The organism is Streptomyces fradiae, assembly GCF_041270065.1.
Classification (GTDB): domain Bacteria; phylum Actinomycetota; class Actinomycetes; order Streptomycetales; family Streptomycetaceae; genus Streptomyces.
In genome coordinates, this window is the sequence record NZ_CP065958.1 from 961,199 (window position 1) to 981,560 (window position 20,362).

At 73.0% G+C, this 20,362-nt stretch carries 18 protein-coding genes and 2 pseudogenes; 12 read left to right on the forward strand and 8 right to left on the reverse strand.

Annotated features, from left to right (window positions below):
- Positions 1–9 precede the first annotated feature (9 nt).
- From JAO84_RS04250 to JAO84_RS04270, 5 genes and pseudogenes are all read left to right on the forward strand, one after another.
- A complete protein-coding gene (locus tag JAO84_RS04250) occupies positions 10–357 on the forward strand; it encodes a VOC family protein (protein WP_370410533.1) in 348 nt (115 codons plus the stop codon).
- Between the two features lie 61 nt (positions 358–418).
- A complete protein-coding gene (locus JAO84_RS04255) occupies positions 419–1,291 on the forward strand; it encodes a TIGR03621 family F420-dependent LLM class oxidoreductase (protein ID WP_370410535.1) in 873 nt (290 codons plus the stop codon).
- Between the two features lie 18 nt (positions 1,292–1,309).
- A pseudogene (locus tag JAO84_RS04260) lies at positions 1,310–1,798 on the forward strand (GNAT family N-acetyltransferase); the annotation flags it as partial.
- A gap of 230 nt (positions 1,799–2,028) precedes the next feature.
- Complete coding sequence (locus JAO84_RS04265; protein ID WP_370410537.1) at positions 2,029–3,369, forward strand: hemolysin family protein; 1,341 nt, start codon at positions 2,029–2,031, stop codon at positions 3,367–3,369.
- The gene (locus tag JAO84_RS04270) at positions 3,366–4,385 is read left to right on the forward strand and encodes a hemolysin family protein (protein ID WP_370410539.1); all 1,020 of its coding nucleotides are present in this window, start codon (positions 3,366–3,368) and stop codon (positions 4,383–4,385) included. Before JAO84_RS04265 ends, JAO84_RS04270 begins: the two co-directional genes overlap by 4 nt.
- 65 nt (positions 4,386–4,450) lie before the next feature.
- Here JAO84_RS04270 and JAO84_RS04275 read toward each other — a convergent pair whose 3' ends face one another.
- A complete protein-coding gene (locus tag JAO84_RS04275) occupies positions 4,451–5,473 on the reverse strand; it encodes a maleylpyruvate isomerase family mycothiol-dependent enzyme (protein ID WP_370410541.1) in 1,023 nt (340 codons plus the stop codon).
- Between the two features lie 64 nt (positions 5,474–5,537).
- Between JAO84_RS04275 and JAO84_RS04280 the strand changes: the two genes are divergently transcribed.
- Positions 5,538–6,317, forward strand: a complete 780-nt coding sequence (locus tag JAO84_RS04280; protein ID WP_370410542.1) for an SGNH/GDSL hydrolase family protein — start codon at positions 5,538–5,540, stop codon at positions 6,315–6,317.
- 123 nt (positions 6,318–6,440) lie between these two features.
- Here the strand turns inward: JAO84_RS04280 and JAO84_RS04285 are convergent, their stop codons facing one another.
- Positions 6,441–7,886 carry an APC family permease gene (locus tag JAO84_RS04285; RefSeq protein WP_370410544.1) on the reverse strand — a complete coding sequence of 482 codons (1,446 nt, stop codon included), beginning with the start codon at positions 7,884–7,886 and terminating at the stop codon, positions 6,441–6,443.
- A 77-nt stretch (positions 7,887–7,963) separates the two neighbouring features.
- Positions 7,964–9,289, reverse strand: a complete 1,326-nt coding sequence (gene lysA, locus JAO84_RS04290) for a diaminopimelate decarboxylase (protein WP_370410546.1) — start codon at positions 9,287–9,289, stop codon at positions 7,964–7,966.
- A 111-nt stretch (positions 9,290–9,400) separates the two neighbouring features.
- Between lysA and JAO84_RS04295 the strand changes: the two genes are divergently transcribed.
- Positions 9,401–10,645, forward strand: a complete 1,245-nt coding sequence (locus tag JAO84_RS04295) for a PucR family transcriptional regulator (RefSeq protein WP_370410548.1) — start codon at positions 9,401–9,403, stop codon at positions 10,643–10,645.
- Positions 10,646–10,694: 49 nt separating this feature from the next.
- Here JAO84_RS04295 and JAO84_RS04300 read toward each other — a convergent pair whose 3' ends face one another.
- Positions 10,695–11,054 carry a DoxX family protein gene (locus JAO84_RS04300; protein ID WP_370410550.1) on the reverse strand — a complete coding sequence of 120 codons (360 nt, stop codon included), beginning with the start codon at positions 11,052–11,054 and terminating at the stop codon, positions 10,695–10,697.
- 95 nt (positions 11,055–11,149) lie between these two features.
- A complete protein-coding gene (locus JAO84_RS04305) occupies positions 11,150–11,644 on the reverse strand; it encodes a cupin domain-containing protein (protein ID WP_370410552.1) in 495 nt (164 codons plus the stop codon).
- Positions 11,645–11,725: 81 nt separating this feature from the next.
- On the opposite strand from JAO84_RS04305, the gene JAO84_RS04310 reads away from it, so the two are divergent.
- The 4 genes and pseudogenes from JAO84_RS04310 to mug all read left to right on the forward strand — a co-directional run bounded on the left by JAO84_RS04310 (position 11,726) and on the right by mug (position 16,441).
- On the forward strand, positions 11,726–12,577 hold the full coding sequence (locus tag JAO84_RS04310) for a LysR family transcriptional regulator (protein WP_370410554.1): 852 nt from the start codon (positions 11,726–11,728) through the stop codon (positions 12,575–12,577).
- Positions 12,578–12,757: 180 nt separating this feature from the next.
- Positions 12,758–14,257: an MFS transporter gene (locus tag JAO84_RS04315; RefSeq protein ID WP_370410556.1), complete on the forward strand. Its 1,500-nt coding sequence runs from the start codon at positions 12,758–12,760 to the stop codon at positions 14,255–14,257.
- Between the two features lie 158 nt (positions 14,258–14,415).
- Positions 14,416–15,858 carry an adenylosuccinate lyase gene (purB, locus tag JAO84_RS04320; protein ID WP_370410558.1) on the forward strand — a complete coding sequence of 481 codons (1,443 nt, stop codon included), beginning with the start codon at positions 14,416–14,418 and terminating at the stop codon, positions 15,856–15,858.
- Between the two features lie 65 nt (positions 15,859–15,923).
- Positions 15,924–16,441, forward strand: a pseudogene (gene mug, locus JAO84_RS04325) (G/U mismatch-specific DNA glycosylase).
- 56 nt (positions 16,442–16,497) lie between these two features.
- On the opposite strand, the gene JAO84_RS04330 reads toward mug, so the two are convergent.
- The gene (locus JAO84_RS04330) at positions 16,498–16,935 is read right to left on the reverse strand and encodes a hypothetical protein (protein WP_370410560.1); all 438 of its coding nucleotides are present in this window, start codon (positions 16,933–16,935) and stop codon (positions 16,498–16,500) included.
- Between the two features lie 152 nt (positions 16,936–17,087).
- Between JAO84_RS04330 and JAO84_RS04335 the strand changes: the two genes are divergently transcribed.
- Positions 17,088–18,245 (forward strand): ROK family protein, encoded by a 1,158-nt coding sequence (locus JAO84_RS04335; RefSeq protein WP_370410562.1) that lies wholly within the window; start codon positions 17,088–17,090, stop codon positions 18,243–18,245.
- A 67-nt stretch (positions 18,246–18,312) separates the two neighbouring features.
- Here the strand turns inward: JAO84_RS04335 and JAO84_RS04340 are convergent, their stop codons facing one another.
- Positions 18,313–19,053: a GntR family transcriptional regulator gene (locus JAO84_RS04340; protein WP_265866802.1), complete on the reverse strand. Its 741-nt coding sequence runs from the start codon at positions 19,051–19,053 to the stop codon at positions 18,313–18,315.
- A 279-nt stretch (positions 19,054–19,332) separates the two neighbouring features.
- Complete coding sequence (sigJ, locus tag JAO84_RS04345) at positions 19,333–20,214, reverse strand: RNA polymerase sigma factor SigJ (RefSeq protein ID WP_370416654.1); 882 nt, start codon at positions 20,212–20,214, stop codon at positions 19,333–19,335.
- Positions 20,215–20,362 lie beyond the last annotated feature (148 nt).

A 20,362-nucleotide genomic window follows, 5' to 3' on the forward strand; every position in this document is an offset into this window, starting at 1 on the left:
CTGGGCGGCATGCGACGCGCCCGTGTTCAGGAAATCGTCTTCGACTGCGCCGATCCGGCCGCCCTCGTGCGGTTCTGGGCGGCGCTCCTCGGCGGGGCTCCGGTCGACCGGAGCCCCGACTGGTCGTACGTCGACCCGCCGGGGTTCGTACGGATCGCCTTCCAGCGGGTGCCGGAGGGCAAGGCGGTGAAGAACCGCCTCCATCTGGACGTCGAGGTGGACGATCCGGTCGCGGCGGCGGACGAGGCGCTGGCGCTCGGGGCGCGCCGCTCCGGCGGGATCGTGACCGACGAGCAGGGCTCGTTCCAGGTGATGCACGACCCGGAGGGCAACGAGTTCTGCTTCGTGACGGGGTAGGTTCGGGGGCGGGGCAGGGCTGTCGGTGACGGCCCGAGGTCGTCAACGAGGGGATTCCGCCGTGCAGTTGCCGTTCCGCTTCGCCGTCAACATGCTCACCCCCGGCTCCGCCGACGAGTGGCGGACCCGCTGCCGCCGGGCGGAGGAGCTCGGCTACGACCTGATCCTGGTGGCCGACCATCTGGGCATGCCCGCGCCGTTCCCGTCCCTGGTGGCGGCCGCCGCGGCGACCGCCCGGCCGCGGCTCGGCACCTTCGTCCTGAACGCGGCCTTCTGGAACCCGGTGCTGCTCGCCCGCGAGGTGACGACCACGGCCGCGCTCACCGGCGGCCGGCTCGAACTCGGGCTCGGCACCGGCTACGTACCGGCCGAGCACGAGCGCGCGGGCATCCCGTTCCTGCCGCCGCGCGAGCGGGTGGACCATCTGACCCGGGTGGTCGAGGAGCTGGCGGGGGCGCTCGCGGGCGCCGAGGGGACGCCGCGGGTCGGTCTGACGATCGGCGGCAACGGCAACCGGGTGCTGCGGCTGGCGGCCCGGCACGCCGATGTGATGGCGTTCTCCGGCGGCCGCTTCGACGGCGACGCGCCGACGGTGCTGACCGCCGAGGAGCTGGCGCAGCGGGTCGAGGCCTTCGCGGGCTTCGAGAAGGAGACGGGCCGCCCGGTGCCGGCCGAGCGCAATCTGCTGATCCAGCGGGTGCTCGTGACGGAGGACCGGGCCGCGGCGGCGGCCGGGTTCGCGGCGGTCGTGCCGTACCTCAGCGAGGAGCAGGTCCTGGAGCTGCCGATCGTGCTGATCGGCACGGTGCGGGAGATCGTGGACCGGCTGCACGCGCTGCGCGAGCGCTACGGCTTCTCGTACTTCACGGTGCTCGACGAGGCGATGGAGGCCTTCGGCCCGGTGCTCGCGGAGCTGCGCGGGAGGGCGGACTGAGCCGGACCGGAGGACTGAGCGGACCACGGACCGAAACGCGGTCGACGGCGGGCGACGGCCGGTGGTGGGATGGCGGCCATGGACGATCTTCGGATACGGGCCGCGGTAGCGGCCGACATCGACGCCGTGCTCGCCTTCTGGCGGGCCGCGGCCGAGGGCACCAGCATCAGCGACGACCCGGCCGGCGTGACCCGGCTCGTCGAGCGCGACCCGGAGGCCCTGCTGCTCGCCGAGCGCGCGGACGGCGAGCTGGTCGGCACGGTGATCGCCGGCTTCGACGGCTGGCGCTGTCACCTCTACCGGCTCGCCGTCCACCCGGAGCACCGGCGACGCGGGATCGGGGGCGCGCTGCTGCGCGCGGCCGAGGAGCGCTTCGTACGGCTGGGCGGGCGGCGCGCGGACGCGATGGTGCTCGACCGGAACGAGCTGGGCCGGGCCGCGTGGCGGGCGGCGGAGTACGGCCCGGAGGAGCAGTGGACGCGCTGGGTGAAGCCGCTGCCGGCCTGAGCGGCCGCAACCCCCTTTGCCGGTCCTTTACCATGGGTGTCCGTATCCGATTCTTCGTACCCGATCATCCGGTCGTCCGACCGTAGGAATCGTCAGACTGAAAGGTGTGAGCGTCCGCCCATGGGCGAGCCTCCCAGTAGCCGTTCCCCGATCCGCCCCCGCGGCCGACACCGCGCGGTCCTCCCCTCCCTGACTGATCATGGGACTCACCCGGGGACGGAGGTGAACCGATGACCGAGGTACTGCTGCTCCTGGTGGCGCTGCTGCTCGCCGTCGCCTGTGGCGCGTTCGTGGCGGCGGAGTTCTCGCTGACGACCGTCGAGCGGGGCGAGCTCGAAGCCGCCGCGGAGCGCGGCGAGCGCGGCGCGGCCGGCGCCCTGAAGGCGGTCCGGTCGCTCACCTTCCAGCTCTCCGGCGCCCAGCTCGGCATCACCGTGACCAATCTGGTCGTCGGCATGCTCTCCGAGCCGTCGATCTCGAAGCTGATCGAGGGCCCGGTCGAGGCACTCGGCCTGTCCCCCGAGGTCGCCTCCTCGGTGGCCCTGGTCATCGGCACCGGCCTGTCGACGGTGGTCCTGATGGTGATCGGCGAGCTGGTCCCCAAGAACTGGGCGATCTCCTCGCCGCTGGCCGTCGCCAAGGTCGTCGGGACCCCGCAGCGGTACTTCACCGCCGCCTTCAAGCCGCTGATCAGCCATCTGAACAACTCGGCCAACCGCATCCTGCGCCGCCTCGGCCTGGAGCCCACCGAGGAGCTGGCCTCCGCCCGCTCCCCGAAGGAGCTGGTGGCCCTGGCCCGGCACTCGGCGAAGGAGGGCGCTCTGGAGGCGGACACGGCCGAGCTGTTCGTGCGCACCCTGAACCTGGCGGAGCTGACCGCGGAGAACGTGATGACCCCGCGCGTCCAGGTCACCGCCCTGGACGTGCAGGCCACCGCCGAGGACGTGCTGAACGCGACCCGCGCGACCGGTCTGAGCCGCTTCCCCGTCTACCGCGGCAGTCTCGACTCGGTCGTCGGCATCGCGCACGTCAAGGACGTGCTCGCGATACCGGCCGACGCACGGCCGCGCCGCTCGGTCGGCGACATCGTGCGCGAGCCGCTGCTCGTGCCGGAGAGCCTGACCGTGGACCGGCTGCTCGACCGCCTGTCCGGGAAGCAGACGATGGCCGTCGTCATCGACGAGTACGGCGGCACGGCCGGCGTCGCGACCCTGGAGGACATCGTCGAGGAGGTCGTCGGCGAGGTCCGCGACGAGCACGACCCGCACGAGACGCCGGACCTGGCGCCGGCGGGCGAGGACACCGACGGCCGCGCGCTGTGGTCGGCGGACGGCGCCGCCCGCACCGACCAGCTGGCGACGATCGGCCTGAGGGTGCCGGAGGGCCCGTACGAGACCCTGGCGGGCGTGCTCGCCACCGTGCTCGGCCGGATCCCGGCCAACGGCGACAGCGTGGAGCTGGCCGGCTGGCGGCTCGACGTGGTGGACGCCTCCGGGCGCCGGGCGGCCCGCGTGCTGCTGCACGCCCCGCTCCCGCACTCCGGCGAGACGGACGGGGAGGCCGGCCGATGATCGTGGTCCAGTTGCTGATCGGCCTGGCGACCCTGGTCGTCAACGCCTTCTTCGTCGGCGCCGAGTTCGCCCTGATCTCGGTCCGCCGCAGTCAGATCGAGCCGCTCGCGGAGTCCGGCGACCGCCGGGCGCGCAGCGTCGTCTGGGGCCTGGAGCACGTCTCCGCGCTGCTCGCGGCGGCCCAGCTCGGCATCACCCTGTGCACCCTGGTGCTCGGCATCGTGGCCGAGCCGGCCATCGCGAGCATGCTGGAGCCGCTGTTCGACGCGGTCGGCGTGCCGCACGGCCTGGTGCACCCGATCTCGTTCGTGATCGCGCTGTCCCTCGCCACGTATCTGCACATGCTGCTCGGCGAGATGGTCCCGAAGAACATCGCGCTCGCCGAGCCGACCCGCTCGGCGCTTCTGCTGGGTCCGCCGCTCGTGACCCTGGCGCGGGCCCTGAAGCCGGTGATCTTCGCGATCAACGCCTTCGCCAACGGGATCCTGAAGCTGCTGCGGGTGGACGCCAAGGGCGAGGTCGCGGCGACCTTCTCGGACGACGAGCTGGCCCGGATGGTCACCGACGCCGGGGACGCGGGGCTGCTCGACGACCGGGCGGCCGAGCGGCTGCACGACGCCCTGGAGCTGGGCCGGCGCCCGGTGCGGGACGTCGTGATGCCGCTGGAGAAGGTCGTGTACGCGGAGACGGACACCACCCCCGAGCAGCTGGAGGCGCTCTCCGCGCGGACCGGTTTCTCGCGCTTCCCGGTGGTCGACGAGGGCCGCCGGATCCTCGGCTACCTCCATGTGAAGGACGCCCTGGACGTCACCCCGCGCGATCTGCGGTTCCCGGTGACGGCGCTGCGGCCGATCGCCCGGGTGCGGGCGGCGACGCCGATGGACGACGTGCTGACCGCGATGCGGCGCAGCCGGACCCATCTGGCGGCGGTCATCGACGAGGACGGCAAGCTGGCCGGCCTGGTGACGATGGAGGACGTGCTGCGCGAGCTGGTGGGCCGGCCCGCCGGCTCGTGACGCCGTACGGCGGACACACGAAGGGCCCCCGGGACGCGACCGTCCCGGGGGCCCTTCGCTGTGCTTCACAGGGCCGTCGCGGCCCGCCAGGCGTCGAGCACGGTCCGGTCGCCGTGGTGGGTGAAGCGCGGGTCGTCGGCCCCGTACCGCCCGTAGACGAGCAGCAGCAGGTCCCCGGCGGTGCCCTCGACGGTCGCGGTCGCGGTCACCGCGCCCTCGGCCCGGCGCTGCCAGCTGAAGCCGCCCCCGCCGAGGGTGAGCGTCCAGGCGGCCCCGGAGTCGGTGGCGGCGAGCCGGATGCTCGCGCCGTCCCGGTCGAGCTGCGCGACGGGCTCGGCGACCCAGGAGAAGTACGGCAGGTTCTCCAGGAACTCCTCGATGCCGTCGGCGGCCGTCTCCGGGTCGACCGGGCCGGGCGCGCGGCCGAGGGCGAGCTCGGCGTCGGCGTGGTGGACGACCGCCTCGAAGAGCAGCCGGCGCGGGAAGAACCGCACGTGCGGGTCGGCGCCGTGGGACCACATGCGGGTGTCGGGGTCGGCGGCGCGCAGCGTCCGCAGGCTCGCGGCGGCGCTCCCGGCGAGCCAGTCGGGGTACGCGGCGGGGTCGTCCGGCAGGTCGAGCGGCACGTCCTTCGACCAGACGCGCTCGGTGGCGCGGGTGCGGACCAGGTGCTCGATCCAGCGGTGGGTGGTGCCGTGGTGCTTGATCAGGTCGGCGAGGGTCCAGCCGGGGCAGCTGGGCACCGGGGTGGCGGGGTCGGCGCCGCGGACGAGCGTGACGAAGCTCTCCACACGGGCGGCGACGGCGTCGAGCCGGGCCGGATGCACGTCCTCGGTGAGCCCGAAGCCCTGCGACACCTTCAGCAGCTCCTCCCGCCACGCCCCGGGCGGCTGCCGCAGCGCGACGTCGCGGAAGAGCCCGTCGAGTCTGCGCCGGTCGGCCGCCGGAAGCCCGCCGAGGACGTACGCCGTGCCCTCCAGCCACTTCACGGCCGTGTCGGGGTCGAGCACCTCGTCACCGGCGGTCTCGACCGCCGTGACCAGCTCGGCCAGGGCCTCGGTCAGCGCACTGAGCAGCGCCTCGCTCATGGGTTTCCCCTCCCGGTTCTCCACTCGGCGCCGGGACCATACCGCACGGTATGATCGCCGGGCCATGGAGATCAATGCCACCTACACCAGTCTCGTCGCCGTGGGCGACAGCTTCACCGAGGGTATGTCGGATCTGCGGCCGGACGGGTCCTACCAGGGGTGGGCCGACGTCCTCGCGGGCCGGCTCGCCACCCGCACGCCCGGCTTCCGCTACGCCAATCTGGCCGTGCGCGGCAAGCTCATCGGGCAGATCGTCGACGAGCAGGTCGACGCCGCCGCGGCCATGAATGCGGACATCGTCACACTGGTCGGCGGGCTCAACGACACCCTGCGCCCGAAATGCGACATGGGCCGGGTGCGCGCCCTGCTCGGCGAGGCCGTCGAGCGGCTGGCGCCGTCCTGCGGACAGCTGGTCCTGATGCGCAGCCCCGGCCGCAACGGCCCCGTCCTGGAGCGTTTCCGGCCCCGGATGGAGGAGCTCTTCGGGTACGTGGACGAGCTCGCCGCCCGGCACGGCGCCCTGGTGGTCGACCTGTACGGCGCCCCGGCGCTCGCCGACCCGCGGATGTGGGACGTGGACCGGCTGCACCTCACCGGCGAGGGGCACCGCCGGGTGGCCGAGGCGGTCGCGGAGACCCTGGGCCTGCCGCCCGCCTTCGACTGGCGCGCCCCGCTGGCCCCGGCCCCGCGCCCGGGCTGGGCCAGCCGCCGGGCCGCCGACGCCCGCTTCGCCAGGCAGCACCTGGCCCCGTGGATCGGCCGCCGCCTCACCGGCCGCTCCTCGGGCGACGGCCGCCCGCCGAAGCGCCCGGAGCTGCTGCCGTACGAGGAGCCCGCGCTCTGAGGGCCGCCCGCCGCCGGCATGTCACGCGCGAGCCGAAGCTCAGCTCCTGCTGCTACGACATGTACGCGTGCGGGTGAAGGGCCCCGGCCGTACAACCGGCCGGGGCCTCGTGGGTGCCCGGTCTCAGGCCGGGGTCTCTTCCAGGGTTCTGGCGGTGTCGGTGGTCTCCAGGCATGAGTTCCTGCGGCTGTAGAGCAGGTAGACGGTCAGGGCCAGGGCGAGCCACCCGCCGAACAGCAGGTAGGTGGCGAGCGGGAGTTCGTACACCAGGTAGCCGCAGGCCAGGATGGAGAGAATCGGTACGACCGGGTATCCGGGGACGCGGAATCCGCGCTCCAGGTTCGGGGCGGTTCGGCGGAGGATCAGCACGCCGAGCGAGACGACGGCGAAGGCGACCAGGGTGCCCATGCTGGTGAGGTCGGTGAGCAGGTCGAGCGGGAAGACCGCGGCGAGGAGGGCGACGAAGCCGCCGGTCAGCAGGGTGGTGAAGACGGGGGTGCCGGTGCGCGGGCTGACGCGGTGGAAGGCGGAGGGCAGCATGCCGTCCCGCCCCATGGTGTAGAGGATGCGGCTCTGTCCGTAGAGGACGACGAGTGTGACGCTGACGATGGACAGCACGGCACCGGCGGAGAGCAGGACGGCGGGCCAGCCGGCACCGGTGAGACTGCCGAGGATGACCGACAGTCCGGCCTCCTGGCCCTCGAACCGGGTCCAGGGCTGCGCGCCCACGCCGACCAGGGCCACCAGGACGTAGACGGTGGTGACTCCGACCAGTGCCAGGATGATGGCCAGCGGCAGGGTGCGCCGGGGGTTGCGGACCTCTTCGCCGGCGGTGGAGACGGCGTCCAGACCGATGAAGGAGAAGAAGACGGTGGCCGCGGCGGCGCTGACGCCGGCCATGCCCATGGGTGCGAACGGCAGGAGGTTGCCCGCGTCGAAGGCGGTGGCGCCGACCACGACGAACAGGGCCAGCACGCCCAGCTTCACCACCACCATGACCGTGTTGACCACGGCGGACTCCTTGGCGCCGCGCACCAGCAGCAGGCAGCACAGGCCCACCAGCACGACGCCGGGCAGGTTGACGATGCCGCCCGCGCCCGGGGGTGCCGAGATCGCCGCGGGCATCTGGAAGCCGAAGAGCCGCTCGGTGAGGTCGTTGAGATACTGCCCCCAGCTCACCGCGATCGCCGCGCCGGAGACCGCGTACTCCAGCAGCAGGCACCAGCCCACGGCCCAGGCGGCGAACTCCCCCAGCGTGGCGTACGCGTACGAGTACGAGGAGCCGGAGACGGGCACCGCCGACGCCAACTCCGCGTAGCACAGCGCGGTGAGGGCCGCGACGACGGCCGCGAGAGCGAAGGACACGATCACGGCGGGACCGGCCTCCGGCACCGCGGAGTCCAGCGCGAAGAAGATGCCGGTTCCGATGGTGGCGCCGATGCCGATCATCGTGAGCTGGAAGAGTCCGACGGTACGGCGCAACCCGCCCGCTTCGCTGGAATCCGTCGTGAAGGAGTGCAACGGCTTGCGTCTGAGGAACTGCTGACGCAGCGTCGGCCGAGTGGGCATGAGGGGACCTCTCCGGGCTGGCGGATACGGGGACGGGTACGGGCGTTGGGGAGGAGGGAGGGGAGCTGCGAGGCTGCTCAGGGAACGTCGTACAGCGGCGGCTGTCGCGTGCGATCGCTCGGTTCGTCGCGTCGCAGCAGGTCGGCGTAGGTCTCCCGGCGCACCACGGCCCGCGCCTCGCCGTCGCGGCAGAAGACGACGGGGGGCCGGAGGGCGCCGTTGTAGTTGTTGCTGAGCGAGAACGAGTACGCGCCGGTGACCGGCACGGCGATCAGGTCCCCGGGACGGGGGTCCCGAAGCCGTACGCCCGCGCTGAGTACGTCGCCGGATTCGCAGTGCCGGCCCACCAGGTCGTAGGGCTCTCCGCCGCCCACCCGGGTGGCGACCGTGGCCTCGAAGCGCTGCCCGTACAGCGCGACTTCGAGGTTGTCGCCCATGCCGCCGTCGACGCCGACGAAGGTGGGCCGGCCTCGCTTGACCGTGGCCACGCGGTAGAGGGTCGCTCCGGCCTCGGCCACCATGGACCGTCCGGGCTCGATGATGATGTGCGCCTCGGCGGGCAGCGTCTTGCGGGCCGTGTCCACCAGCGTGTCCAGGTACTCCTCGACGCTGGGCGGGTGGTCGTCGTACGTGTAGCGGACGCCGAGGCCGCCGCCGAGGTCGTAGACGGCGAAGGTGCCGAGGTCCGCCACCGCCTCCACGGCGCGGGCGAACGGCTCGGTGTCGAGGATCTGGGATCCGACGTGGACGTGGACTCCGTCGAGCCGCAGCCGGTCGCTGCCGCGCAGCCGGGCGATCGCCTCCCGGGCCTGCGGCAGGGTGAGACCGAACTTCGAACCCTCCTGCCCGGTGGAGACCGCGGCATGGGTGTCCGGGCGGATCCCGGGCGTCACCCGTACGAGAACGGGCTGCTCGCCGGTGACGATCCGCTCCAGCCGGTCGATGTCGTCGAAGTTGTCGATGACGATCAACCCGGCTCCGGCCTCCACCGCCATCCGCAGCTCGGCGTCCGTCTTGGCGTTGCCGTGCACGACCAGCGAGGCCGGGTCGACTCCCCCGGCCAGGGCCAGGGCCATTTCGCCGCCGCCCGCGACGTCGATGCTCAGCCCCTCCTCGGCGAGCAGCCGGTACACCGCCGTACAGGGGAACGCCTTGGAGGCGAACGCCACCCGCGAGTTCTCCCAGCGAGCGGCGAGCCCGTCGGCGTAGCGGCGGGCGCGGGCCCGCAGCGCCTTCTCGTCGATGATCAGCGCGGGCGTGCCGAAGCGCTCCGCGAGGTCGGTCACCGGGCAGCCGCCGATCACCAGCTCCCCGTCCCGACCGAGCACCGTGCCCGGCGGGAACAGCGCGAGCAGCGCCTCCTGGGGCGTCGAGACGTCGGTCGGCGCGACCGGAATGGACATGGTTCTTCCTCCGTGCTTGCGGTACGGCCGGCTCCCGCACTCGGGCCGGTCGCATCATGTTCCGGTCCGCCCACCCGGACGCGCCTTGTCGCGATCGCCTAGGATCAGGAGATGATTCCGTCGGAAATGACAAGCACCGGCAACGGAGCGGGCGAGGAACTCTTCGCCCTTGCCGACGCCATCGCCGCGGTCATCGGCGGATCGGTGGCCATCGAGGACATCGACACCCGGGTCGTCGCCTACTCGACGCGGCCGGGACAAGCCATCGACGAGCTGCGCCGCCAGGGAATCCTTGGTCGGCGGGTCCCCGAACAAGCCGGCCTGCAGGCCGAGCGACAGCTGCGCCAGTACCGGCAGGTGCTGGCGGCGCCCGGCGTCCTGCGGCTGCCGGGGCTGGCCGAGGGCGAGCTGCCGCGCGCCGCCGTCGCCGTGCGCGCCGGGGACCTCCCGCTCGGCACCATCTGGGCGATCGAGGACGGGACCGCACTCGACGATGCGGGTGAGCGGGCCCTCCTCGACGGCGCACGGACCGCTGCCCTGCACCTGCTGCGCCGCCGCGGCGCCGCCGCCCTGGAGTTGCAGGCACGAGAGCAGGCACTCCGCGCGGGCCTCGACGGCACCGTCCCGGCGACGGAGACGGCCTACCGGCTCGGGGTCCCGGTGAACACGTCACTGATCCTGCTCGGCTTCGCCCCGGCGGGCGCCTCCTCGGACACGGCCGCGCTGCTGACCCGGCTGGGTGCCGACCTCGGCCGGCACTGGGCAGCGGTACGGCCCTCGGCCGCCGTCGCCTCCGGTCCACGCGCCGTCTACGCCCTGCTGCCCGAGGCCGACCTGGACGCGGCGCGGCGCCTCGCGGCCCAGGCCCTCGCCTCGGTTTCGCGCCCTCGCGGGGAGCCGCTCCGCGCCGCCGTCAGCCGGCCCACCACGTTCCTGGGCGAGCTGCCCGAGCTGCGCGGGGAGATCGACGACATCCTGCGGGTGACCACGGACGACCTCGACGCACCAGCGGTGGCCGCACTCACCGACGTCCACGCCCGGGTGCTCCTCGCCCACCTGGCCGATGAACTCGCTGGGCGGCCCCGGCTTCGTCACCCCGGTGTCGAGGCGATGCTCGAACACGACCGCACCAAGGACACGCACTATGCCGCCTCGGTCGCGGCCTGGCTGGACGCAGCCGGAAACGCGGGAGAGGCGGCACGCCGCCTGACGATCCACCAGAACACCCTCAAATACCGGCTGCGCCGCGCCCGCGAACTGTTCGGCCTCGACCTGGACCAGCCGGACGACCGCCTCTCCTGCTGGCTGCAGCTACGCATCCACGCTTCGAAGCGCGCACGCCCGTACGCCCCCTGACCGCCGAGCCACCCCCTGAAGAAACCGCGCCAAGCCGGACTGTGTTCGGTCACAGTCCGGTGGCCAGCCAGACGGTCACGGCCGCGGTGGCGATGAGCCCGACGTTGAGTGTGATCTGGCGGTCTTCGCCGGTCAGGTGGACGGCGATCGCACCGGTCTGCAGGAGGACGAAGCCGATGGCCGCGGCCGGCGCCGGCGAAGGAGCGATGCCGGTCGACGGGGGCAGGATCAGCCCGGTCGCGCCGAGTATTTCGACCGTCCCCAGCGCCCTGAGGGCGGGCAGGGGAACGCGGTCGACCCAGGCCATCATCGGCCGGAGCTGATCGCGGCTCCGGATCACCTTCAGCGTGCCCGCGTAGAAGTAGAAGAGCGCGAGCAGGCTCGCGGCGATCCAATAGGCGAGAGTCATTGGTTCCCGTTCTCGGGGCCACCGGTTCGCGGTGCCCCGTCGATTGTGTCGGTGGCCAGGGAAGCCCCTGGACGAGGCCCGGTCCGCCGTGGGCTTCAGGCGAGGTCGGTGGCGGGCCGGGTCGCGTAGCGGCTCATCGCGTCGATGTTGGCCTGTGGCGTCAGCGGCCGGCCGGCAGCGAGGACTTCCTGGAGGTCGCGGAAGTACTGCACGTACAGGTCGGGGGTGAAGGTGCTGAGCATGACGGCGGGTTGGTCGCCCAGGTTGGCGAAGGTGTGCGGGATACCGGGCGGAACCATCACGAGCGTGCCCCTGGCGGCGTCGTAGTCCTCGTCCCCGACGGTGAACCGCACGGTGCCGGACAGGATGTAGAAGCCCTCGTCGTGTCGGGCATGGCGGTGCTGCGGCGGCCCCTGGGTGTGCGGGGCGAGGACGGACTCGGCGATCGCGAGGCGGTGCCCGGTGTGGCTGCCGTCCTCCAGAACGCGCATGTGCGTGGTGCCCAGGACGATCGTCTCGCCGCCGCCGGGGCCCACCACCGATACGGCAGGGGCGGTCGGCTGCGCGCTGGTCTTCGCTTCTTCGGTCATGCTCACGAGTGCACCGCCAGGGACCTGACGGTGTCCAAGACCCATCCTGCAGCGCCGATACCTCATCGGTATCGTTGCAGCGTGGAGCTACGGACCTTGCGCTACTTCGTGGCGGTCGCCGAGGAACGCCACTTCGGCCGGGCCGCCACCCGCCTGCACATGAGCCAGCCGCCCCTGAGCCGGGCGATCAAGCGGCTGGAGGCCGACATCGGCGCCCTGCTGTTCACCCGCTCACCCACCGGGGCCACGCTCACCCCCGTGGGCGCCGTGCTGCTCGACGAGGCGCGAGCGCTCCTCGACCACGCCGACCGCGTCCGCGTGCGCGTGAGCGCGGCAACCGGCCTCGCGACCCTCACCGTCGGCATCCTGGGCGACGGCACCGACCCGGGAGTGTCCAGGCTCGCGGCCGCCTACCGCCGAACCCACCCCGGCATCGACATCCGCATCCGCGACACGGATCTGACCGACCCGACGTGCGGGCTGCGCGCCGGACTGGTCGACGTCGCCCTGACCCGGGCGCCGTTCGACGGGACCGCCCTGACGGTGCGTGCGCTGCGGTCCGATCCGGTCGGCGTGGTGCTGCGCGCCGACGATCCGCTGGCCCGCCGCGACCGGCTGCGGCTGGCCGACCTGAGCGACCGCCGCTGGTTCCAGTTCCCCCAGGGCACCGACCCCAGCTGGCAGTCGTACTGGAACGGCGGCAGGCCACGTGAGGGACCGGTGGTGCGCGCCGTCCAGGAATGCCTGCAGGCCGTGCTGTGGAACGGAACGGTCGGCCTGGCCCCCCTCGGGCACGACCTGCCCGAGGAACTGACCGTGGTACCGCTGATCGACATGGCGCCGAGCCGAGTGGTGGCGGTGTGGAACGAAGGCGACACCAACCCGTTGATCCGATCCTTCATCGAGATCGCCACAGCCGCGTACCGCCACTGAGCACGCCCGGCGCGCAGAGGGCGCTACGGCCACGCCCCCCACGATGCTTCACATTGTCAATTGTTTACTTAAGCACCTCAAGCATTCACTTGACCATCTCAAGCATCGGGGCCTACCTTCGTCATATTACTTGAGGACATCAAACATCTATGAGCTGAAGCACCGAGAAGGTCCCCACCCATGAGTCACGAGATCACCCCACCCGCCACCGATCCCCGGCGCGAGACGCTCGTCGTCTTCGCGCTGAGCCTCGCCGCCATGGTCGTGTCGATGATGCAGACCCTGCCGGTCCCGATCCTCGGCCTCATCCGTGCCGACCTTGGCACCTCGGCCGCGAACGTGAGCTGGGTGACCACCGCCACCCTGCTCTCCGCCGCCGTCTTCACCCCGCTGCTCGGCCGCTTCGGCGACCAGCACGGCAAGAAGCCCACCCTGGTCGCCGTCCTCGGCGTCATGGTCGCCGGCTCCGTCGTCGCCGCCCTGGCGACCTCGCTCCCCCTGCTGGTCCTCGGCCGCGTCCTCCAGGGCGCCGCCACAGCGATCTTCCCGCTGGCCCTGTCCGTGCTGCGCGAGGAGGTCCGCCCGCAGAAACTGCCCGGTGCGATGTCCCTGGTCAGCGGCACCCTGGCCTTCGGCAGCGGCCTCGCGCTCGTCGCCACCGGACTGCTCACCTCCGGCACCGACGCCGACTACCGCAGCGCCTTCTGGATGGCCACCGGCTTCGCCGCGATCGCCCTGCTCGCGGTCGTGTTCCTGGTCCCCGCGACCCGCCACAAGACCGGCGGACGCACCGACTTCCTCGGCGCCCTCACCCTCGGCTCCACCCTGCTGCTGCTCCTGTTGCCGATCTCGCAGGGCCACGAGTGGGGCTGGACCTCCGGCCGCGTCCTCGGCAGCTTCGCCGGCGCGGCCGTCATGACCGCCGTCTGGGTCCTCACCGAGCTCAAGGTCCGCGAGCCCCTCGTCGACATGCGGATGTTCGTGCACCGGCCGGTACTCATGGCCAACCTGGCCGGCCTGCTCGTCGGCTTCGGCATGTTCGCGAACTTCCTGGGCGTCTCGTACCTGGTCCAGATGCCCGAGGCCCTCACCGGCTACGGCTTCGGCGCGTCCATCCTGCGCGCCTCCGTCGAGTTCCTGCTGCCCGGCGCGATCGTCTCCCTGCTCGCCTCGCCGATCGGCGGCCGGCTCGTCCGCCACCGCGGCCCGCGCACGGCGCTGGCCCTGGCCGCCGCCCTCGGCGCCGTGGGCTTCGGCTGGCTCGCCCTCGACCACGGCCACACCGCCTCGGTGATCGGCGCGGGCGTGATCGTCGGCGCGGCCGTCAGCTTCGGTTACGCGGCGATGCCCGCCGTCATCATGTCGAGCGTCCCGCACCACCAGAGCGGCATCGCCAACGGCATCAACTCCATCTCCCGCTCCACCGGCAGCGCGATCGGCAGCGCCGTGGTCACCACGATCCTGGCCTCGCAGACGATCGAGCACCTGCCCGCAGGCGTCCCGGCCCTGCCCGCGGAGTCCGGCTTCACCCTCACCTTCGGGATCGGCGCCGCCGCCTTCGCACTCGTCGCGGTCATCGCCCGCCTCGGCCTGCAGGCCGGCCAGGCGCCCCGTACCCAGCGGGTGAGCGCACCGGCCGCCGCGAAGGAAGCCGAGAAGGCGACGGCAGCCGCGGCATGACGAGAGGGGCGGGCCGTCGAACGACGGGCCCGCCCCTCTTCCGTACCGCCACCGAGGGCCCGACGACCCGGGCCGGATCGCACGGCCCTGGACTGCGGGTTCCGTGGGCGGTATGGACGCGGTAAGGGCGCCGTGGCCAGCCGGTATGCTCTGGACACGTGACTGCTGTGACTGCGAAGCCCCGCATCCCCAACGTCCTGGCCGGCCGCTACGCCTCCGCGGAGCTCGCCGTCCTCTGGTCCCCCGAGCAGAAGGTGAAGCTGGAGCGCCGGCTGTGGCTCGCGGTGCTGCGTGCCCAGAAGGACCTCGGGATCGAGGTGCCGGACGCGGCGCTCACCGACTACGAGCGCGTGATCGACCAGGTCGACCTGGCGTCGATCGCCGAGCGCGAGAAGGTCACCCGGCACGATGTGAAGGCCCGGATCGAGGAGTTCAACGCCCTCGCCGGCCACGAGCACGTGCACAAGGGCATGACCTCGCGCGACCTCACCGAGAACGTCGAGCAGCTGCAGATCCGGCTCTCCCTGGAGCTGGTGCGGGACCGCACGGTCGCCGTCCTCGCGCGCCTCGGCAAGCTGTCCGGTGAGTACGCGGAGCTGGTCATGGCCGGCCGCTCGCACAACGTGGCCGCCCAGGCCACCACCCTCGGCAAGCGCTTCGCGACCGCCACCGACGAGCTGCTCGTGGCGTACGGGCGCCTGGAGGAACTGCTCGGCCGCTACCCGCTGCGCGGGATCAAGGGCCCGGTCGGCACCGCGCAGGACATGCTGGACCTGCTCGGCGGCGACGCCGGCAAGCTCGCGGAGCTGGAGCAGCGGATCGCCGGGCACCTCGGCTTCGCGCACGCCTTCACCTCGGTCGGCCAGGTCTACCCGCGCTCGCTCGACTACGACGTGGTCACCGCCCTGGTGCAGCTGGCCGCCGCGCCGTCCTCGCTGGCCAAGACGATCCGGCTGATGGCGGGCCACGAGCTGGTCACCGAGGGCTTCAAGCCCGGCCAGGTCGGCTCCTCGGCGATGCCGCACAAGATGAACACCCGCTCCTGCGAGCGCGTCAACGGCCTGATGGTCATCCTGCGCGGCTACGCGTCGATGACCGGCGAGCTGTCCGGCGACCAGTGGAACGAGGGCGACGTGTCCTGCTCGGTGGTCCGCCGGGTGGCCCTGCCGGACGCGTTCTTCGCGCTCGACGGCCTCCTGGAGACCTTCCTCACCGTGCTCGACGAGTTCGGCGCCTTCCCGGCCGTCATCGCCCGCGAGCTCGACCGCTACCTGCCCTTCCTGGCCACCACCAAGGTCCTCATGGGCGCGGTCCGCGCCGGTGTCGGCCGCGAGGTCGCCCACGAGGCCATCAAGGAGAACGCGGTGGCCTCCGCGCTCGCCATGCGCGAGCAGGGCGCCGAGCGCAACGAGCTCCTGGACAAGCTGGCCGCCGACGAGCGGATCCCGCTGGACCGGGCGCAGCTCGACGTGCTGATGGCCGACAAGCTGTCCTTCACCGGTGCCGCCGCCGACCAGGTCGCCGCCGTGGTGTCCCGGGTCGAGGAGATCGTCAAGCAGCACCCGGAGGCCGCCGGCTACACCCCCGGGGCGATCCTCTGACCACCCGGTCCCCCCGGTTCTCCGCCGAGGAGCTTCAGGCCGCCCGCGACCGCATCGTGCCCGATGTGGCCGCGGGCGGCCTTTCGGTGCTGCTCTGCGGGATCAACCCGGGTCTGATGACGGCGGCGACCGGCCACCACTTCGCCCGCCCCGGCAACCGGTTCTGGCCGGTGCTGCATCTGTCCGGGTTCACCCCGCGCCGCCTCGCGCCGGCGGAGCAGGGCGAGCTCCTGTCGTACGGCCTGGGGATCACCAACGTGGTGGCGCGGGCGACGGCGCGGGCCGACGAGCTGACCGCCGAGGAGTACCGGGAGGGCGGCCGGATCCTCACCGAGAAGGTGGCGCGGCTCGCCCCGCGCTGGCTCGCGGTCGTCGGGGTCACCGCGTACCGCACGGCCTTCGGCGAGAAGCGTGCCGCGATCGGGCCGCAGGAGCGCACGATCGACGCCCGGCGGGCTCGACGCGGATCTGGGCGCTGCCCAATCCGAGCGGACTCAACGCGCACTGGACGGCGGAGACGATGGCCGAGGAGTTCGCCCGGCTGCGGGAGGCGGCGGGCGTGCCGGACCGGCGCGCGGGCTGACTCCGTACGGCCGGAGGCGGTCGGAGGGACGGCCGTCAGCGGTTCGGCCGCGGCGCTCAGGGCGGGTCGACGGTGGTGACGACGGCGAGGAGCTGGAACGGCAGCTCCTTGTCCCACTGGGAGACCCCGAGGGCGACCCACCGCTCCCCCGCCCGCCACAGATGCACGTCGGGTGTGTGGTTGCTGAGGACGCCCCAGGGCTCGGGTATGTGCTCGCCGGACATGCTCCGGTCGAGGACCGACCACAGGCTGAACACCTGCGGCGGGCCCCAGCGGGCGCCGAGCAGCGTGGAGAGCCCGTCCCGCTCCGCTTCGTACTGCTCCTCGACGGCTAACCGGCGGGTGCCGTCGTCCTCCCAGAATTCCTCGCTCGTGGCGAGCGCGACGACGTGGTGGTCCGGGCCGCTGTCGCGGAACCCGGAGCGCTCGGCGCGCGCCGGGAAGGCCCGGCCCACCAGCTCGTCGACGGCCACGAGATGCTGTGCCCTGTCCATGGAGCCAGTAAAGCGCGCCCCACTGACAGTTGGCGGCCCGTCAGCCCCCGCCGGGCGGCGGCGCCCGGACCGGCCCGCGGGCGGCGCTCGCCGGGCCCGGGTCCATTGAGTAACATCCGGCCAAAGAGGCGTACGAGCTGGGAGGACACACGGTGGGGCGGCTGACCGGCGGGGATCCGTCGCTGCTGCGGCGGATCAACTCCGCGGTGGTACTCCATGCGCTGCGGGGCTCCGACGCGCTCACGCTCACGGACCTGACCCGGATCACCGGCCTCTCCCGGCCGACGGTCGAGGGGGTGACCGAGGGCCTGATCGGGGGCGGTCTGGTCGTCGAGGCGGCGCCCGAGGAGGGCGAGACCCGGCGCCAGGGCCGGCCGGCCCGGAGGTTCCGCTTCCGGGCGGAGGCGGGGCATCTGCTCGGCATCGAGATCGGTCCGCACCGGGTCGCGGCGCTGATCTCGGGCCTCGACGGGCGGATCATCGGCGCCGGTTCGCGCGAGGTGGCGGAGACCGCCCCCGAGGACGAGCGCCTGGACAAGGTGCGGGCCGTGGTGGCGGACGTGCTGCGCAGGACCGGGGTGCCCCGGTCCAATCTGCGGGCGGTCGGCGTCGGCACTCCGGGGATCGTCGAGGCGGACGGCACGGTCCGGCTCGGCACGGCGCTGCCCGGCTGGACGGGCCTCGCGCTCGGCGAGCGGCTGCGCCGCTCCTTCCGCTGCCCGGTGATCGTGGAGAACGACGCCAATGCGGCGGCGGTCGCCGAGCACTGGAAGGGCGCGGCCACCGACTCCGACGACATCGTGTTCGTGCTCGCGGGGCTGAGCCCGGGCGCCGGTTCGCTGATCGGCGGGCGGCTGCACCGGGGTTACGGCGGCGCGGCCGGCGAGATCGGCGCGCTGCACCTGCTGGGGCGGGGCGTCACGCCGGAACACCTGCTGTCCACGACGGACGAGCCGCTGCACCCGCTGGACGAGCAGGCGGTGGCGGAGGTCTTCACGCTGGCCCGGCAGGGCGACGCGCGGGCCCAGGCGGCGGTGGAGCGGTTCATTCAGCGGCTGGTGCACGACGTGGCGGCGCTGGTGCTCGCGCTCGATCCGGAGCTGGTGGTGATCGGCGGCTGGGCGGCCGGTCTGGACGGGGTGCTGCAGCCGCTGCGCGAGGAGCTGGCCCGGTTCTGCCTGCGGCCGCCGCGGGTGGTGCTCTCGCTGCTCGGCGAGGCGGCGGTGGCCACGGGTGCGCTGCGGCGCGCCCTGGACCATGTGGAGGAGCAGTTGTTCGCGGTGGACGGCACGGTGGCCGCCCGGCGTTGAGCGGCTCCGGCACGAGGACGGCCCCGGGCGGTGAGCCCGGGGCCGTCGTCGTACGAGCGAGGCGTCGTCAGGAGGCCATGGCCAGGTCGCCGGAGTCGCCGAAGGTGAGGCGGCAGGTGTCGGCGCGGTAGGTGGCCACGGAGACGGCGGCGGTGCGGCCTCCGGAGAGGTAGCGGGTGGTGACGACGAGGACCGGGGAGCCGGGCAGCCGGTCCAGCTCCTTGGCGTCGTCGGCGCGGGCCGAGCCGAGTTCGACGGAGCGGTCCTGGCCGTCCAGGGCGAGCTGCCGCAGTTCGCGCAGTACGGCGCGGGCGCGGGCGGGTCCCTCGGGGGCGGCGGCCGGGTCGAGGCCGGGCACGGAACCGGCGGGCACGTAGAGGAGTTCGGCGGCGACGGGGGTCCCGTCGGTGACGCGCAGCCGGCGCACGGCGTGCACGGTCTCGCCGGGCTTGGCGTCGAGGAGGCGCAGGACGGCGGCCGGGGTGGTGTCGGCGGCCGAGTCCACGGCCTGCCAGCTCTCCTCGCCGGCGCCGGGCCAGGCGTGCTGGGTGGTGGAGACGTCGACGCCGACGCGCGGCGGGGCGACGGTGGTGCCGACGCCGCGGCGGCGCTGCAGCCGGCCTTCGAGTTCGAGCTGCTCCAGGGCCTGCCGGAGGGTCGCGCGGGCGACGCCGAAGCGGGCGGCCAGCTCGCGCTCGTTGGGCAGGATCTCGCCGACCGCGAAGTCCGTGTCGAGGGCTTCGCTGATCACGGTCTTGAGGTGCCAGTACTTCGGCTCCGGTGCTGCTTCGAGCTGCGTGGTCCCCACCCTGATCCTCCGCACATTCGCCGTGTCCCGCGGCGTTTTCCGCGCCCTTGTTTATTAAAGGTTCCTGCACTAACTCTGCGACCATAAGGCGCGGCACACCCTTGGTCAAGACCAATCCTGCGTCAGAGGGCCCTGAATGTGACCCTCTGACCTAGATCGTTCACAGGACGTTCGCGTGCGCGCGATGCCGGCGCAGCAAAGTGCCCCGCCGCGGAACACGAGGTTCCGGGGCGGGGCGGGTCGAGCGGGGTGGTCGCGCGGGCGGCGGACGGCCGATCCTCAGCCGAGGTCGAGGCCCTGGAGCTTGTCCGGATTGCGCATGATGTACAGACAGGCGATCCGGCCGTCCCTGACCTCGATCTGGAAGATCGCGTCGGTCTTTCCGCCGACGAGGGCGACGAGCGCGGACCGGCCGTTGATCTCCTCGAAGCGGAACTCGTAGGAGTCGCGCACGCCCTGGGCGACGGCGAGCAGGAAGCGCCCGACCTTGTCGGCGCTCTCGATGATCCGCAGCGGGCCCTTGGTCTTGCCGCCGCTGTCGCCGACCAGGCGCACGTCGGGCGCGAGCAGGGCGAGCAGTCCCGTCAGGTCGCCGTCGGCGGCCGCGGCGAGGAACCGCTCGGTGAGGTCGCGGCGTTGGGCCGGGTCGACGTCGTAGCGCGGGCGGCCCTCGTCGACGTGTCTGCGGGCCCGGCCGGCGAGCTGGCGCACGGCGGCCTCGCTGCGGTCGAGGGCGGTGGCGATCTCGGCGAAGGGGAAGCCGAAGGCCTCGCGCAGCACGAACACCGCGCGCTCCAGCGGGGAGAGGGACTCCAGGACGACGAGCAGGGCGAGGGAGACGGAGTCGGCGAGCAGGGCGCGTTCGGCGGTGTCGGGCACGGCGGGCCCGAAGTCGGTGACGATCGGCTCGGGCAGCCAGGGGCCGACGTAGGACTCGCGGCGGGACTGGACATGGCGGAGCCGGTCGATGGCGAGCCGGGTGGTGATCCGGACGAGGAAGGCGCGGGGCTCGCGGACCCCGGCGCGGTCGTCGGCGGTCCAGCGGAGCCAGGCCTCCTGCACCACGTCCTCGGCGTCGGCGGCGCGGCCGAGCATGCGGTAGGCGACGCCGGTGAGCAGCGCGCGGTGCTCCTCGAAGACGTCGGTGGGGTCGGTGAGCATCTCGGTCGGCACGTCCCCATCCCAGCCCACGGCGTCAGCCGTGTCCAGTTCGGTCCGGACCGGTCCGCCCGTACCTCTTGAACTCGACTCTACTCACCGGTAATTCTTGCTGACAGGGTGTCTCGCAGGTGTCCTGCAGGGCGTGTCG